14 protein-coding genes are annotated in these 14,812 nt (G+C 72.7%); 5 read left to right on the top strand and 9 right to left on the bottom strand.

The genetic code is table 11. The features are described 5' to 3' along the window. Together E1212_RS24560 and E1212_RS24565 are read right to left on the bottom strand one after the other, a co-directional pair. The coding region (locus E1212_RS24560) for a sigma-70 family RNA polymerase sigma factor (protein WP_131987374.1) at window positions 1–971 on the bottom strand (971 nt) is incomplete at its 3' end. 33 nt (window positions 972–1,004) lie between these two features. After that, window positions 1,005–1,898: a hypothetical protein gene (locus E1212_RS24565; RefSeq protein ID WP_131987376.1), complete on the bottom strand. Its 894-nt coding sequence runs from the start codon at window positions 1,896–1,898 to the stop codon at window positions 1,005–1,007. A gap of 162 nt (window positions 1,899–2,060) precedes the next feature. Here E1212_RS24565 and E1212_RS24570 point away from each other — a divergent pair, with 162 nt between their 5' ends. Continuing rightward, entirely contained in the window at window positions 2,061–3,374 is a 1,314-nt protein-coding gene (locus E1212_RS24570) for an AI-2E family transporter (protein ID WP_131987378.1), read from the top strand. Window positions 3,375–3,508: 134 nt separating this feature from the next. Here E1212_RS24570 and hisN read toward each other — a convergent pair whose 3' ends face one another. The 5 genes from hisN to E1212_RS24595 form a co-directional block, all read right to left on the bottom strand. After that, window positions 3,509–4,297 carry a histidinol-phosphatase gene (gene hisN / locus E1212_RS24575; RefSeq protein WP_131987380.1) on the bottom strand — a complete coding sequence of 263 codons (789 nt, stop codon included), beginning with the start codon at window positions 4,295–4,297 and terminating at the stop codon, window positions 3,509–3,511. Between the two features lie 97 nt (window positions 4,298–4,394). After that, a complete protein-coding gene (rsgA, locus tag E1212_RS24580) occupies window positions 4,395–5,414 on the bottom strand; it encodes a ribosome small subunit-dependent GTPase A (RefSeq protein ID WP_131987382.1) in 1,020 nt (339 codons plus the stop codon). Next, a complete protein-coding gene (gene aroA / locus E1212_RS24585; RefSeq protein WP_131987384.1) occupies window positions 5,414–6,751 on the bottom strand; it encodes a 3-phosphoshikimate 1-carboxyvinyltransferase in 1,338 nt (445 codons plus the stop codon). The genes rsgA and aroA overlap by 1 nt, the downstream gene beginning before the upstream one ends. 45 nt (window positions 6,752–6,796) lie before the next feature. Beyond that, on the bottom strand, window positions 6,797–8,305 hold the full coding sequence (gene glpK / locus E1212_RS24590) for a glycerol kinase GlpK (RefSeq protein ID WP_131987386.1): 1,509 nt from the start codon (window positions 8,303–8,305) through the stop codon (window positions 6,797–6,799). 51 nt (window positions 8,306–8,356) lie between these two features. Then, entirely contained in the window at window positions 8,357–9,067 is a 711-nt protein-coding gene (locus tag E1212_RS24595; protein ID WP_238992469.1) for an MIP/aquaporin family protein, read from the bottom strand. A gap of 291 nt (window positions 9,068–9,358) precedes the next feature. On the opposite strand from E1212_RS24595, the gene E1212_RS24600 reads away from it, so the two are divergent. After that, a complete protein-coding gene (locus E1212_RS24600; protein ID WP_203417176.1) occupies window positions 9,359–11,056 on the top strand; it encodes a glycerol-3-phosphate dehydrogenase/oxidase in 1,698 nt (565 codons plus the stop codon). A gap of 60 nt (window positions 11,057–11,116) precedes the next feature. On the opposite strand, the gene E1212_RS24605 is transcribed toward E1212_RS24600, so the two are convergent. Further along, a complete protein-coding gene (locus E1212_RS24605) occupies window positions 11,117–12,079 on the bottom strand; it encodes a DMT family transporter (RefSeq protein ID WP_131987390.1) in 963 nt (320 codons plus the stop codon). 40 nt (window positions 12,080–12,119) lie between these two features. Here E1212_RS24605 and E1212_RS24610 point away from each other — a divergent pair, with 40 nt between their 5' ends. Continuing rightward, window positions 12,120–12,716: a TetR/AcrR family transcriptional regulator gene (locus E1212_RS24610; RefSeq protein WP_131987392.1), complete on the top strand. Its 597-nt coding sequence runs from the start codon at window positions 12,120–12,122 to the stop codon at window positions 12,714–12,716. A gap of 34 nt (window positions 12,717–12,750) precedes the next feature. On the opposite strand, the gene E1212_RS30860 is transcribed toward E1212_RS24610, so the two are convergent. Then, the gene (locus E1212_RS30860) at window positions 12,751–13,332 is read right to left on the bottom strand and encodes a DoxX family protein (protein ID WP_131987394.1); all 582 of its coding nucleotides are present in this window, start codon (window positions 13,330–13,332) and stop codon (window positions 12,751–12,753) included. Window positions 13,333–13,421: 89 nt separating this feature from the next. Between E1212_RS30860 and E1212_RS24620 the strand changes: the two genes are divergently transcribed. Continuing rightward, window positions 13,422–14,138: an SOS response-associated peptidase gene (locus E1212_RS24620; RefSeq protein ID WP_131987396.1), complete on the top strand. Its 717-nt coding sequence runs from the start codon at window positions 13,422–13,424 to the stop codon at window positions 14,136–14,138. After that, complete coding sequence (locus E1212_RS24625; protein WP_203417172.1) at window positions 14,138–14,773, top strand: alpha/beta hydrolase family protein; 636 nt, start codon at window positions 14,138–14,140, stop codon at window positions 14,771–14,773. Before E1212_RS24620 ends, E1212_RS24625 begins: the two co-directional genes overlap by 1 nt. Window positions 14,774–14,812 lie beyond the last annotated feature (39 nt).

Genomic DNA, 14,812 nt, shown 5'->3' on the forward strand with positions numbered 1-14,812 from the left:
GAGCTGACGCTCGGGGCCGCGGCGGGCGGGTCGGCGGGGTCGTCGCTCGTCAGGGCCCAGGCGGCGACGGCGATGGCGGCGGCCGCGGCCGCCGCGCCACCGGCGGCCGCGAACTGCCGGGCCTGCTTGCCCCAGCTGGCCGGCGAGAGGAACGCCAGCACTCCGCCACCGGCCGCGCCGGCACCGGCGGCCGCCACCGCACCGGCGGCGGCCCCGGAGGCCGGGAGCAGCAGGGCCGGCCAAAGGATGCCCCGCATGTCCGACACGAGGAGCAGCAGCTCGTCGCGCCGCTCGCGGCAGTGCGCGCAGGTGGCGAGGTGGGCGCTCATCTCGCGGGTGTCGTGCGCCGACAGCGTGCCGCGCACGTACGACGCGATCTTCGGCGCGTACGGACGGCACTCGGGCTGGACCTCGGCGGAGAGGTTGACCGCGAGGTAGGCCTGCCGCAGGCCCTCGCGGGCACGGTAGGCCAGAGCGGCGACGGCGTTCGCGGAGCTGCCCAGCGCGGGCGCCAGCGACGCCGGCGAGCGACCCTCGATCTCGGTGTGCCAGAGCACCTGCTGCCAGCGCTCGGGAAGCGTCTCGAACGCGTGCCGGACCAGCTGGCGGTCGGTGGAGCGGGCCATGGCGTCGTCGGCGGTCGGCAGGATGTCGAGGATGGACGGGTCGGTCTGCGACCCGTCGCGCTGCGACCCGCGGTGCCGGTCGATGGCGAGCCGGCGCACCACCGTCTTGAGGTACGGCGCGAACTCGAGGTCGGGACCGCCGCCCTCGCGCAGCCGGGTGAGCACCCGGGTGAAGGCCTCGGCGACGATGTCCTGCGACTCGTCGCTGTTGTTGGTGACGATGCGCGCGACCTTGGAGGCGTCGTCGACATGGCGACGGTACAGCTCGTCGTAGGCGCCCATGTCGCCTTCGCGCGTGCGCGCGATGAGCTGATCGTCGCTGGCAGCGTCTGCTGGAATCGTCACCTGTACTCGCTATTCCGGTTCCACCCAGGCAGCTCAGTCCAGGGAACCACTCCCTGAGTGACGATACCTGGGCGGCCTGACGGCATGATCGACATTAGCCCCCCCATACAGCCGAGTCACGAGTTCAGGCAATCGCGCTCGAGAGTCCGGGACAGCGAAGACGTCGACCCGCACGTTTGCTGTGCTCAGTTCACCGTTTTCGACCGCCTTCGTCAAGGAGATCCGCTCGACCCGTGCCTGCGCATCGTCAGGGACGAGCGCCAGCGCCATCGTCGTCCCCACCTGGCTCAGCGTCGCCTGGGGCCGGACCCGCGTCCGCAGCGCCGACGCGGCCTGCAGGATGCGGGCGATCCGCAGCCACGGGCCATCGGCCGACTCCCACCGGATCACGATCAGGACCAGCGCCGACGGCTCGATCCCGGACAACCGGTCGAGCTCGTTCACCCGGCCGTAGAGATAGCCCGCGGTGTGCAGACCGGACAGCGGATCGAGGCCGGGCGAGCCGCGTTCGGCGGCGACCGCGTCGACCCACGCGTCGACGACGCGGTGCCGCGCCGCGATGCGGGGGAGCGGGGCTGTCGCCGACGCCTCGAGGACGTCCCAGAGCTCGTCCAGCTCGTCCAGCAGACAGGTGAGGTCGCCGGTCGTCGCTGCCCGCTCCCAGGCGAACACCGTCAGGCCCTGCGCGACGTCCTCCGGATCGGGCTCCGCCGCGCACAGCGCGTCGATCACCGCCTCGACACCGGGCGGAGGCAGCTCGCAGCTCTGCTGTTCACGCCTCGCGGACTCCGGCTGAGTGCCCGGGTGCCCTGCTTCCGCCCGGCCTGTGTCCGGTGCGCCGTCGCCGTCGCGTGCGCTCGCCGGCACCGGCCGGTCCAGCCAGGCCGCCAGCAACGATGTCGCCGGTAGGCCGTCGTGGTTGAACACCGTCATCCTCGGAACTCCCCGTTCTCGCGCACGCTTCGGTCCGACCTTGCACCCTCCATAACGGGGAGCGGGCCGGATCATGACGCGTCGTCGCGAAGAATTTCCCCGGCCGCCGCCGGGCGTCGGCACGGCCTGTCAGGGACGTGTGTCAGGCTGACCCCTGTGCCGGATCGTCTGGTGCGACTGACCCGCTGGCTGTCCGATGCCCGCCAGCGGCTCGCGCAGGCCGCCGCGGCCGGCCAGCAGGCCGCGCCGCCCGGTGGCGCGCCTGGGGCACTGCCACCCGCCGACGTCGCCTCCGCGACCGACGGTTCCAACCCGCCGTCCGACGGCCTGGTGCCGGAGCCGGTCGCGCCCGTGCTCCGCCCGGTGCCGCCGCCGCCCGCCGATTCGCCCGAGCTCCGTCCGCCCGACCAGCACTCGGTGCCGCGCGTCGTTCGTGACGCCGCCGACTGGAGCTGGCGGCTCATCGTCATCGCCGCGGCTGTGGCCGGGGTCGGCTGGCTGGCCTGGGAGCTGCGGGTGGTCATCTTCCCGCTGGTGGCCGGGCTGCTGCTGGCGGCCGGGCTGCAGCCGCTGGTGCGCCGCCTGTGCGCGGCGGGCTGGCGGCGCGGGCCCGCGGCTGCCGTGGTCTTCGTCGCGTTCCTGCTCGTCGTGGTGGGCTCGCTCACGCTGGTGGGCAACGCCGTCGGCGGCCAGTTCCAGGACGTCGTCGACCAGGCCGAAGAGGGTCTGCAAGAGGTCCGCAACTGGCTGACCGGCCCGCCGTTCCGCATCGACGAGGCCCAGCTCGACGGCTACATCGACCGCGCCGTCGCGGTCTTCCAGGACGACAGCTCCGTCACCGAGCAGGCCGCCACCGCGGCCACCGTCGCCATCGAGATCCTCGTCGGGCTGGCGCTGGCGCTGTTCGCGCTGATCTTCTTCCTCTACGACGGCGAGCGCATCTGGACGTGGCTGGTGCGGCTGTTCCCGGCGCGGGCGCGGGCCCGCGCGGCGGCCGCCGGCGACGTCGCCTGGCTGACGCTCGGCCAGTACATCCGCGGCACCGTGCTGGTGGCGCTGTTCGACGCCGTCGCCATCACCGTGCTGCTGTTCATCCTGCAGGTGCCGCTGGCGCTGCCGCTCGGCGTGCTGGTGTTCTTCGGCGCGTTCGTGCCGCTCATCGGCGCGTTCGTCACCGGGACGGTGGCCGTGCTGGTCGCCCTGGTGACGCAGGGGCTGCTGATCGCGATCGTCGTGCTGGCCGGGCTCATCGTCGTCCAGCAGATCGAGAGCAACATCTTCCAGCCGTTCATCCTCGGCCGCATGGTGCGCATCCACCCGCTGGCCGTCGCCGTCGCCGTCGCCATCGGGACGCTGGCCGGCTCGATCATCGGCGCCATCATCGCGGTGCCGATCGTCGCGCTGGTCAACACCGTCGGCAGCTACCTGGCGTCGACGCGCGAGCGGTCCGGCCCCGCGCCGCCTGGCTAGTGGTGCACCCTTCCGGCGTCGAACGACGCCGCCCGACGATCCGGTGACGACTGATCCCTTGTCACCTCGTCCTGCCTGCCAGGGTGCGCAGGGCCGCGAGGCCGGCGGCCGACGGCGCGCCGGGGCCGGCTGACCTACTGCGCGGTGCCGAGGTGGGCGAGGACCTCGTCGTGGAGGCGGCCGTTGGTGGCGAGGGCGTCGGCGCCCAGCGGGCCGGGGACGCCGTCGAGGCCGGTCCAGCGCCCGCCCGCCTCCTCGACCACGATCGACGGTGCCGCCATGTCGTGTAGCGCCAGCTCGGGCTCCGTCGCGATGTCGACCGCGCCGTCGGCGAGCAGCATGTAGGACCAGAAGTCGCCGTAGGCGCGGGTGCGCCAGCAGGCTCGGGTGAGGTCGAGGAAGGCCGGCAGCTGCCCGCGATCCTCCCACCCGCTCAGCGACGAGTACGAGAGCGACGCCTGCTCGAGCGATGCCACGTCGGAGACCCGGCAGCGGGTCGCCGACGACAGCGACCGGCCGGTGTAGGCGCCGGTGCCGCGCGCCGCCCACCAGCGCCGCTGCAGCGCCGGGGCCGACACCACGCCCGCGACGACCTGGTCCTCGACCATGAGCGCGATCAGCGTGGCCCAGACGGGCACCCCGCGCAGGTAGTTCTTGGTGCCGTCGATGGGGTCGACGACCCAGCGCCGCGCGCCGTAGCCGCCGGCGCCGAACTCCTCGCCGACGACGGCGTCGCGCGGGCGCGCGCGCCCCAGCGTCCGCCGGATGGCCTCTTCGGTCGCCTTGTCCGCGTCGGTGACGGGGGACTGGTCGGCCTTGGTCTCGATGCGCAGGTCAGCGGCCCGGAACCGCGACATCGTCTGCGAGTCGGCGTCGTCGGCCAGGACGTGGGCGAAGCGGAGGTCGTCGTCGTGGGCCACGATCGGCCAACCTACACGGTCAGGGGTGTCTGACGGGTATAGGCGGATGCGGGCGGCGTCCGGACGTCGATCCGCGCCGCCGAAGACCCGTCAGACGCCCTTAGTCGCTCGCCTGGCCGTCACGGCTGCCCAGCAGCCTGCGGTACGACGCCAGCCGGTCCGGGTCGATGCGCCCCGCCGCCAGCGCGGTGTCGAGGCCGCACTCGGGTGCTCCGTCGGCGTGCGAGCACCCTCGCGGGCAGTCCTCGGTCTCGGCGGCGAGGTCGGGGAAGGCGAGGATGAGGCGGTCGGCGTCGACGTGCGCCAGCCCGAACGAGCGGATGCCCGGCGTGTCGATGACCCAGCCGCCGCCGGGCAGCGCCAGCGCGACCGCGCTCGTGGACGTGTGCCGGCCCCGCCCGGTGACGACGTTGACCCGCCCGGTGGCGCGGTCGGCACCCGGGACCAGGGCATTCACCAGCGTCGACTTGCCCACCCCGGAGTGCCCGATCAGCACGGTGATGTGGTCGCGCAGGTGCTCGGCCACCTCGCGGACGTCCGTCTCCTCGGTGCCCGGAGTGCGGCGCGCCACCACGGCGGGCACCTGCAGCGGCGCATAGGTCGCGACCAGCGGCGCGGGGTCGGCGAGGTCGGCCTTCGTGATGCACAGCAGCGGCTCGATGCCGGCGTCGAACGCGGCGACCAGGGCGCGGTCGATCAGCCGCGGCCGGGGCTCGGGGTCGGCGACGGCGGTGACGATCATCAGCTGGTCGGCGTTGGCGACGATGACCCGCTCGACCGGATCGTCGTCGTCGGCGCTGCGCCGCAGGACGGTGGAGCGCTCCTCGACCCGCACGATGCGGGCCAGCGAGCCTTGACGGCCGGACGCGTCGCCGACCAGGCCGACGTGGTCGCCGACGACGACGGCCTTGCGGCCCAGCTCGCGGGCCGTCATGGCGGTGACGATGTGGCCGTCGGGCTCGACGACGCAGGTGTAGCGGCCGCGGTCGACGGCGATGACCAGGCCCGACGTCGCGTCGGCGTGGGCCGGCCGGAGCTTGCTGCGCGGGCGCGAGCCGCGGCCGGGGCGGACCCTGACGTCGCGCTCGTCGTACGACGAGGCGGCGGTCCGCCGGGCCATCACGCGGTGGGCTCCTGCCCGAGACTCGCTTTTCCGTCGAGGGCAGAAGTGTCCTGTCCGTGCCCCAGGAGCCGGGCCCACATGCCGGGGAAGTCGGCGAGGGTCTTCGAGGTGGTCGCGATGTCCTCGACTCGCACGCCCGGCACGACCAGCCCGAGGACGGCGCCCGCCTGCGCCATGCGGTGGTCGGCGTAGCTGTGGAAGACCCCGGCGCGCAGCGGCGCCGGGCGGATGACCAGGCCGTCGTCGGTCTCGGCGACGTCGCCGCCCAGCCCGTTGATCTCAGCGGCCAGCGCCGCCAGCCGGTCGGTCTCGTGGCCGCGCAGGTGAGCGATGCCGTGCAGGTGCGACGGCGAGCCGGCGAGGGCGGCGAGCGCGGCCAGGACCGGGGTCAGTTCGCCGACGTCGTGCAGGTCGGCGTCGAGGCCCCGGACCTCGCCGGTGCCGCGGACCGTCAGCACGCCGCCGTCGAGCGCCACGTCGGCGCCCATGCGGGCGAGGAGGTCGCGCAGGTCGTCGCCCGGCTGCGTGGTCGCCGACGGCCAGCGCGGGACGCGCACCGTCCCGCCGGTCAGCACCGCGGCGGCCAGGAACGGCGCCGCGTTGGAGAGGTCGGGCTCGACGACGGTGTCGAGCGCCCGGACGGGGCCCGGCTCGACCCGCCAGGTGTTCTGCTCGGAGTCGTCGACCTCGACCCCGCGCTCGCGCAGCATGGCCACCGTCATGTCGATGTGCGGCTGCGACGGCACCGGCGCGCCGTCGTGGTGGACGACGATGCCCTTGTCGTAGCGCGGCGCCGACAGCAGCAGGCCGCTGACGAACTGCGACGAGGCCGACGCGTCGATGGTGACCGGCCCGCCGGCGACCGCGCCGGTGCCGGCGACGGTGAACGGCAGCACGCCGCGGCCGTCGTCGTCGACGGTGACTCCCAGCGCCCGCAGCGCGTCGAGCACGATGCCCATGGGCCGCTTGCGCGCCTGTGGGTCGCCGTCGAACCGGACGTCGCCGTCGGCCAGCGCGGCGACCGGCGGGACGAACCGCATGACGGTGCCGGCCAGCCCGGTGTCGATGCCGATGCCGCCGGTGACCCGCGCGGGAGCGACGCTCACGCCGTCGTCGACCGGCTCGACCACGATGCCGAGCGCGCGCAGGGCATCGATCATGAGCCGGGTGTCGCGCGCGAGCAGCGGATGGCGGACCCGTGACGGTCCATCGGCGAGCGCGGCCAGGATGAGGGCGCGGTTGGTGATGGACTTGGAGCCGGGCAGCTCGATGGTCGCGTCGACCGGCGTGACGGCGGTCGGTGCAGGCCAGAGCGGGGCGGTGGTGTCGGTCATCGGGCACCCAGCCTATCGGGTGCCCGACGACCGTTCCCGCAGGTTTCAGTCCGACTCGACCCAGTCGAAGGTCTTCGTGACGGCCTTCTTCCAGGTGCGGTAGATCTTCTCGCGGTGGGCCTCGTCCATGTCCGCGTCCCACTGCTTGTCCTGCGCCCAGTTGGTGCGGATGTCGTCCTCGCTGCCCCAGAACCCGGTGGCGAGCCCGGCCGCGTAAGCCGCGCCGAGCGCCGTCGTCTCCGCGACGACGGGCCGGATGACCGGGACGCCGAGGATATCGGCTTGGAACTGCATCAGCAGCTCGTTCTCCACCATGCCGCCGTCGACCTTGAGCGACGTGAGCGCCACCCCCGAGTCGGCGTTCATGGCGTCGATGACCTCGCGGGACTGGAAGGCCGTGGCCTCGAGGACCGCGCGGGCGATGTGGCCCTTGTTGACGAACCGGGTGAGCCCGACGATCGCGCCGCGGGCGTCGGAGCGCCAGTACGGCGCGAACAGGCCGGAGAACGCCGGGACGAAGTACGCCCCGCCGTTGTCGTCGACGCCCCTGGCCAGAGTCTCGATCTCGGGTGCCGCGCCGATGATGCCGAGGTTGTCGCGCAACCACTGCACCAGCGAGCCGGTGACCGCGATGGAGCCCTCGAGCGCGTAGACCGCGTCGTTGTCGCCGATCTTGTAGCAGACGGTGGTGAGCAGGCCGTTCTCGCTCATCACCTTCTCCGTCCCGGTGTTGAGCAGGACGAAGTTGCCGGTGCCGTAGGTGTTCTTCGCCTCGCCCGGCGACAGGCAGGCCTGGCCGAACGTGGCCGCCTGCTGGTCGCCGAGGATGCCGGCGACGGGAACGCCGCCCAGCGCGCCGCGCTCGCGGATGTTGCCGTACACCTCCGACGACGACCGGATCTCCGGGAGCATGGACACCGGGATGCCCATGTCCGCGGCATGCTCCTCGGCCCACGACAAGGTGTCGAGGTCCATCAGCATGGTGCGCGAGGCGTTGGTCGGGTCGGTGTAGTGCAGGCCGCCCTCGGGTCCGCCCGTGGCGTTCCACAGCACCCAGGTGTCCATGTTGCCGAACAGCAGGTCGCCGGCCTCGGCCTTCGCGCGGGCGCCGTCGACGTTGTCGAGGATCCACTTCACCTTCGGGCCGGAGAAGTAGGTCGCGAGCGGCAGCCCGGTCCGTGCGCGGTACCGGTCCGGGCCGCCGTTCTTGGCGAGCTCGTCGACGATGCGGTCGGTGCGCGTGTCCTGCCAGACGATCGCGTTGTAGACCGGCTTGCCCGTGGTCCTGTCCCACACCACCGCCGTCTCGCGCTGATTCGTGATGCCGACGGCGACGATGTCGCTGGTGACGAGGTCTTTCTTCGCCAGCGCCCCCGCGCAGACCTGTCGGGTGTTCTGCCAGACCTCCTCCGGATCGTGCTCGACCCAGCCGGCCTGCGGGAAGATCTGCTCGTGCTCCCGCTGGTCGACGGAGACCACCCGGCCGGAGTGATCGAAGATCATGCACCGGGTGGACGTCGTGCCCTGGTCAATGGCGGCTACGTACTGACTCATCCCCTTCTCCTCACATCGTCGTACGGGGCAGGCAGTGCTCGGGGCGGGCGATCAGTAGACGGCCCTGGCGAGCAGACCGCCGAGGATGCCGCCGATGATCGGGCCGACCACGGGAACCCAGGAGTACCCCCAGTCGCTGGAGCCCTTGCCCCTGATGGGCAGGAACGCGTGGGCGATGCGCGGGCCGAGGTCGCGGGCCGGGTTGATGGCGTACCCCGTCGGGCCACCGAGGGAGGCGCCGATGCCGACCACCAGGAGTGCGACGGCCAGTGGCCCGAGGTCGACGGGTGAGTTGCCGAACGAGAGGATGACGAACAGCAGCACGAAGGTGCCGACGACCTCCGTCACCGTGTTCCAGAGCGGGTTCCGGATCTGCGGGCCGGTCGAGAACACGGCCAGCTTCTTGGCCGGGTCCTCCTCGACGTCGAAGTGCTGCTTGAACGCCAACCAGACGACGACGGCACCGGCGATGGCGCCGGCCAGCTGACCCAGCAGGTAGGCAGGGACGTCGGACCACTCCGTGGAGCCCTCGACCGCGAGGCCGAGAGTGACTGCCGGGTTGATGTGGGCACCGGACTCGAAGGCCACGTAGACACCGGCGAACACACCGATGCCCCAGCCGAAGTTGATGAGCAGCCAGCCGCCGCCGAGTCCTTTGCTCCGATCCAGGATGGCCGTGGCGACCACACCACAACCGAGGAGCAGGAGCATTCCTGTGCCGAGGAACTCGTTCAGGAAGATGTCGCCGAAACTCAGGTCCATCTGAACCTCCGCTTCCGTTGACGACAACGGCCGTGGCGTCCCCGGTGTCCCGGCTGGTCTCGGCAACGTTGCCAAGGGTCCCTTCGGAACTTACTGGTGCGTAGAGCAACTGTCTACGTCCTCCGGGATCAGAGCGGGTAGCGTGTTGTGGGGTGCCGCTGACGGTCGCGTCGACATGTCGCACCTGGGCGGCATTTGAGCCGATTCATGCTCGCTGAGCTGCAAGGAGACGTGATCGACGTGACCGGTGACACCGTGCGGGCCGGAGCCGTCCCCGGCACGAGCAGCCGGATGGGGCCCGAGGCCCGGCAGGAGAGCTGGGACCGCCTCGGCGCGGAACGCTTCGACGTCGTCGTCATCGGCGCGGGCGTGGTGGGCAGCGGAGTGGCCCTCGACGCCGTCACCCGCGGCCTGCGGGTGGCCCTCGTCGAGGCGCGCGACTTCGCCGCCGGCACCTCCAGCCGGTCGAGCAAGCTCTTCCACGGCGGCCTGCGCTATCTCGAGCAGTTCGAGTTCGGGCTGGTCCGCGAGGCGCTGCACGAGCGCGAGCTCATGCTCACGCGCATCGCGCCGCACCTCGTCAAACCGGTCAGCTTCCTCTACCCGCTGAAGCACCGCCTGTGGGAGCGGCCCTACACCGCCACCGGCCTGCTCATGTACGACACCATGGGCGGCGCCCGCTCGGTGCCGGGGCAGAAGCACCTGACCAAGGCCGGCGCGCTGCGGTTGTTCCCGGGCCTGCGCCACGACGCGCTCATCGGCGGCATCCGCTACTACGACGCCCAGGCCGACGACGCCCGCCACACCCTCACCGTCGCCCGCACCGCCGCCCACTACGGCGCCGTCGTGCGATCGTCGACCCAGGTCATCGGCTTCCTGCGCGAGGCCGACCGCATCAGCGGGGTGCGCATCCGCGACGTCGAGACCGGTGCCGAGCAAGAGGTCGGCGCCGACGTCGTCATCAACGCCACCGGCGTCTGGACCGACGAGATGCAGCGCACCGCCGGCACCCGCGGCCGGTTCCGCGTGCGTGCCAGCAAGGGCGTGCACATCGTGGTGCCGCGCGACCGCATCGCCGCCGAGAGCGGGCTGATCCTGCGCACCGAGAAGTCGGTGCTGTTCGTCATCCCGTGGCGCAACCACTGGATCATCGGCACCACCGACACCGACTGGAACTTCGACCTCGCCCACCCGGCCGCCACCAAGGCCGACATCGACTACATCCTCGAGCACGTCAACTCCGTCCTGGCCACGCCCATCACGCACGACGACATCGAGGGCGTGTTCGCGGGGCTGCGGCCGCTGCTGGCCGGCGAGAGCGAGCAGAGCTCCAAGCTGTCGCGCGAGCACGCCGTCGCCCGGCCCGCGCCCGGCATGGTCGCCATCGCGGGCGGCAAGTACACGACGTACCGCGTCATGGCCAAGGACGCCGTCGACGCCGCCCGCGACGACCTGCGCGGCTGGATCCGCCCCTCCATCACCGACAAGGTGCCGCTGCTGGGCGCCGACGGCTACCACGCCCTGGTCAACCAGGTCGACCGGCTGGCCGACGAACACGGCCTGCACCCGCACCGGCTGCGCCACCTGCTCGACCGCTACGGCTCGCTGGTGCACGAGCTGCTCGCTCTCGCCGACGGCCGGCCCGAGCTGCTGCAGCCCATCCCGGGCGCGGCCGACTACCTGCAGGTCGAGGTCGTGTACGCGGTCACCCACGAGGCGGCCCTGCACATCAGCGACGTGCTGACGCGGCGCACCCGGGTGAGCATCGAGTACCCCCACCGGGGCCTCGAGTCCGCCGAGCCGGTCGCCCGGCTCATGGCCGAGACCCTCGGCTGGGACGAGGCGACGATCGCCCGCGAGGTCGACGTCTACCGCAAGCGCGTCGAGGCCGAGCGCGCCTCCCAGACCGAGCCCGACGACCAGGCCGCCGACGGTGTCCGCTCCGCCGCGCCCGAGTTCCGTCCCGGAGTCGCCGAGCCCGTCGGCTGACCCGGGTTGTCTGGTCCGGCCTGCTGTTTCGCTGGTCGAGGGCGCAGACGGCGACGGGGATCACGAAGACTTCTCCCGCTTCACGAGGTCTGCAGGCCTCGTGGAGCAGGGGATGACCTGCTGAACGTGATCATTCCGGGGCCGGCTGACCACGAGCCACACGGCGACGGCGCAGACGGCGAGGCCGAGCACCGTGCGCACCCCGATGGAGTCGCCGAACATCGCCCAGGCCCAGACGGTGGTCGTGGGCGGGGTGAGGTAGAGCAGGCCGCTCACCCGGGTCGCGCCGCCGCGCCGCAGCACCAGCAGGTACGCGCCGTAGCCGCCGGCGGTGGACAGCACCAGCAGCCACACGACCGACCACCAGTATCCCGCACTCCCGGGCACGGACAACCGCCCGAACACCGCGGCCTCGCCCGAGAACGCCGCCGCCGCGACCACCACGTGCACCGTCAGCGACACCGGCACCCCGCCCGCCGGCTGCCAGCGCTGCCCGAGCACCGTCCCCGCCGACAACGCCAGCATGCCGCCCGCCGGCAGCAGATGGATCCACCAGGATCCGCCCGCCCCGACGTCGGCGGACACGACGATCGCGACCCCGGCCAGCCCGAGCCACAGTCCCAGCCGGGTCCGCCCGCCCACCACCTCGCCGAGCAGCCGCCGCGCGGCCGTCGCCACGACCAGCGGCTGCAGGGCCGCGATCAGCGCGCAGGTGCCGGCCGAGACGCCGAGTCCGATGCCGGTCGTCACTCCACCCAGGTACAGGACCTGCGAGAACAACCCGACGACGGCGTGCCGGCCCAGTGCGCCGCGACGCACCCGGAACAGCCGCGGTCCCAGGAGCGGCAGCAGGATCGCCGCCGCGATCAGGTACCGCCAGGCCAGCAGCGTGTCGGCGGGCGCGTACCGCGTCCCGAGCTGGGTGCCGACGAAACCGGAGCTCCAGAAGACGACCAGGGCGGCGGCCGCGGCGACGTCGGCCGGGGACGTGCGCGGTGCGGACCGAAGCGCGGACTCCGTCATGGCCTGGATGTAACCATACCGGTCGGTATACTGTCAGTGTATGGTCAGCCAGGCCTCCACCGAGCTCACCCCGGCCGGGCAGCGGCTGCTCGACGCGGCCAGCGCGCTGTTCTACCGGCGCGGCATCCGAGCCGTCGGCGTCGAGGCGATCGCCGAGGCCGCCGGCACCACGAAGAAGACGCTCTACGACCGGTTCGGCTCCAAGGACGCGCTGGTGGCGCTCTACCTGGGCCGCCGGTTCGAGCGCTCGCGCGCGTTCACCGCCGCGTACCTCGACGAGCACGCTCCGGACCCGGGGCCGGAACGCGTGCTGGCGGTGTACGACGCGCTCGCCGAGTGGCAGCACGAGGACGAGCGCGGCTGCGCGTTCGTCAACGCCTACGCGGAGATCGGCGGGACGGAGCACCCGGGCGTCGCGGTGATCCGGGCCGAGAACGAGTGGATCCGCGCGCTGTACACGCGCTTGGTCACCGAGGCCGGCCTGCGCGACCTCGAGGACGCCGACGAGGTCGGCCTGCGGCTCACCCTGCTGCACGAGGGCGCCCTGGTGACGATGACGGCGGGCGGGGTGCGCGACGCGATCGCCCGTGCCCGCGCGACCGCGGCCGACCTGCTGGAGCTCGCCCTCGGGGCGTGACCCGCCGGGGCGTGACCCGCCGGCGCGTGGTGCGTCAGGACGTGACGCGGTGCTGCACCGAGGAGATGCCGGCCTTCGCCCGCCCGGCCCGCACCTTGGCCCGCCCCGCGGTGACCTGGGCGGCCATCCTGGCCTCGCGCTTGGCCGTCTTGGTGGCCCGCTTGGCGTCCTTGGCGGCGCGCCGGGCCCGCCACGACAGCCCCGGCTTGCCCTCGGTGTCGACGGCGGCGATCAGCAGCCCGCCGGCGATGCCGGCGTTCTTCATGGCCTGGACGCGCTGGGCGTTGCGCTGCTCGGGGTCCTCGATGGTCCAGAACGGGTGCCCGGCGACGGTGGTCGGCAGCAGCGAGGCGAGCAGGGTGGCCGAGGCCAGTCGCGGCATGCGGCCGGTGGCCAGCGCGAGCCCCGCGCCGACCTGGATGCCGGCGTTGATGCGCACCAGCGTCTTGGGGTCGGTCGGCAGCTGCGGCACCCGCTTCTGCAGAGCGGGGCCGAAGCGGTCGGTGAAATTGGTGGCCGCCGGAAGGTTGGTCTCCGGGTCGCGGAGCGCCTTGGCGCCCTGCACGACGAAGATCGACGCGAGCATGGGGCGGGCGATCATGCGGACGAGGCTCATACCTCTTGACTACCACGAATCCGCTCGTCTACACGCGTGGGCGGCCGAACACACCCGTGACTGTCACCGGCTGGTGCCAGGATGGAGGCATGTGCGGACGCTACGCGGTCAGCCAGAGCGCCGACGATCTCGCCGACGAGTTCGGCGTCGACCGGTCCGAGGTGCGTGAGCGCCTCGACCCGGACTGGAACGTCGCGCCCACGAAGAAGGTCTACGCCGTCGTCACCCGGGGGAAGAAGGACGATCCCGAGGAGCCGCCGACGCGCCGGCTGCGGACGCTGCGCTGGGGCCTGGTGCCGTCGTGGGCCAAGGACGTCTCCATCGGCAACAAGCTGATCAACGCCCGGGTCGAGACGGCGGCCGAGAAGCCGGCGTTCCGCAAGGCGTTCGCGGCCCGCCGGTGCATCCTGCCGGCCGACGGCTTCTACGAGTGGCGTGGCGAGAAGGGCGACAAGCAGCCGTTCTTCATCCATCCCAAGGACGGCTCGCTGGCCATGGCGGGGTTGTACGAGATCTGGCGCGACAAGAGCAAGCCCGAGGACGCCGACGACGCGTTCGTGTGGTCGGTGGTCATCCTCACCACCGACGCCACCGACGACGTCGGCCAGATCCACGACCGCATGCCCATGCTGGTCGAGCCCGGCAACTGGGAGCGCTGGCTCGACCCCGCCAACACCGACACCGCCGACGTGTCGGCGCTGCTGAACCCGGCCGTCCCGGGCGTCCTCGAGGCCTACCCGGTGTCCACCGACGTCAACCGCGTCGGCAACAACGGCCCGCACCTCGTCGAGCCGGTGGACCTCTGATGGCGCCGGTCCGAGCCACCGTCGAGACCCCCATCGGCGAGGCCGCGTTCTGGACCGACGCCGCCGACGAGCCCCGGCTGCGGCTGGTGCTCGGGCACGGCGCCGGCGGGGGACCCAAGGCGGCCGACCTCGAGGCGCTGTCGCGCGCGCTGCCCGCCCACGGCGTCACCGTCGTCCGGTTCGAGCAGCCGTGGCGGCTGGCCGGCAAGAAGGTCGCGCCGCGTCCGCCGGTGCTCGACGAGGCCTGGCTGGCGGCGCTCGCCACGCTGCCGCAGGATGTGCCACTGGTCCTGGGTGGGCGCAGCTCCGGCGCGCGGGTCGCCTGCCGCACCGCGGCCGAGCTCAGCGCCGTCGCCGTCGTCTGCCTGGCCTTCCCGCTGCACCTGCCCGGCAAGCCGCAGGCGTCCCGGCTCGACGAGCTTCTCGGCGCCGCCGAGAAGCTGCCGGTGCTCGTCGTGCAGGGCGAGCGCGACACGTTCGGCGGGCCCGGCGAGTTCCCCGAGGGCCCCCACCAGCTGGTCAGCGTCGCGGCCGCCGACCACGGGATGCGCGTGCTCAAGGGGCATTCGCAGCGCGAGGCGCTCGACCTCGTGGTCGACTCCGTGCGTGCCTTCCTGGCCCCGTTCGGGGAATGAACCCACCCCCGTCACCGTTCAAGCGATCGGAACGACCCG

This window comes from Jiangella ureilytica (genome assembly GCF_004348545.1).
Lineage (GTDB): Bacteria > Actinomycetota > Actinomycetes > Jiangellales > Jiangellaceae > Jiangella > Jiangella ureilytica.

Bases quoted from the DNA above. Each gene is read 5' to 3' on its own strand.
- rsgA (WP_131987382.1), bottom strand. From the start codon at position 5,414: ATGGCCCGGCGGACCGCCGCCTCGTCGTACGACGAGCGCGACGTCAGG.
- aroA (WP_131987384.1), bottom strand. From the start codon at position 6,751: ATGACCGACACCACCGCCCCGCTCTGGCCTGCACCGACCGCCGTCACG.
- glpK (WP_131987386.1), bottom strand. From the start codon at position 8,305: ATGAGTCAGTACGTAGCCGCCATTGACCAGGGCACGACGTCCACCCGG.
- E1212_RS24595 (WP_238992469.1), bottom strand. From the start codon at position 9,067: ATGGACCTGAGTTTCGGCGACATCTTCCTGAACGAGTTCCTCGGCACA.
- E1212_RS24600 (WP_203417176.1), top strand. From the start codon at position 9,359: ATGGGGCCCGAGGCCCGGCAGGAGAGCTGGGACCGCCTCGGCGCGGAA.
- E1212_RS24605 (WP_131987390.1), bottom strand. From the start codon at position 12,079: ATGACGGAGTCCGCGCTTCGGTCCGCACCGCGCACGTCCCCGGCCGAC.
- E1212_RS24610 (WP_131987392.1), top strand. From the start codon at position 12,120: ATGGTCAGCCAGGCCTCCACCGAGCTCACCCCGGCCGGGCAGCGGCTG.
- E1212_RS30860 (WP_131987394.1), bottom strand. From the start codon at position 13,332: ATGAGCCTCGTCCGCATGATCGCCCGCCCCATGCTCGCGTCGATCTTC.
- E1212_RS24620 (WP_131987396.1), top strand. From the start codon at position 13,422: ATGTGCGGACGCTACGCGGTCAGCCAGAGCGCCGACGATCTCGCCGAC.
- E1212_RS24625 (WP_203417172.1), top strand. From the start codon at position 14,138: ATGGCGCCGGTCCGAGCCACCGTCGAGACCCCCATCGGCGAGGCCGCG.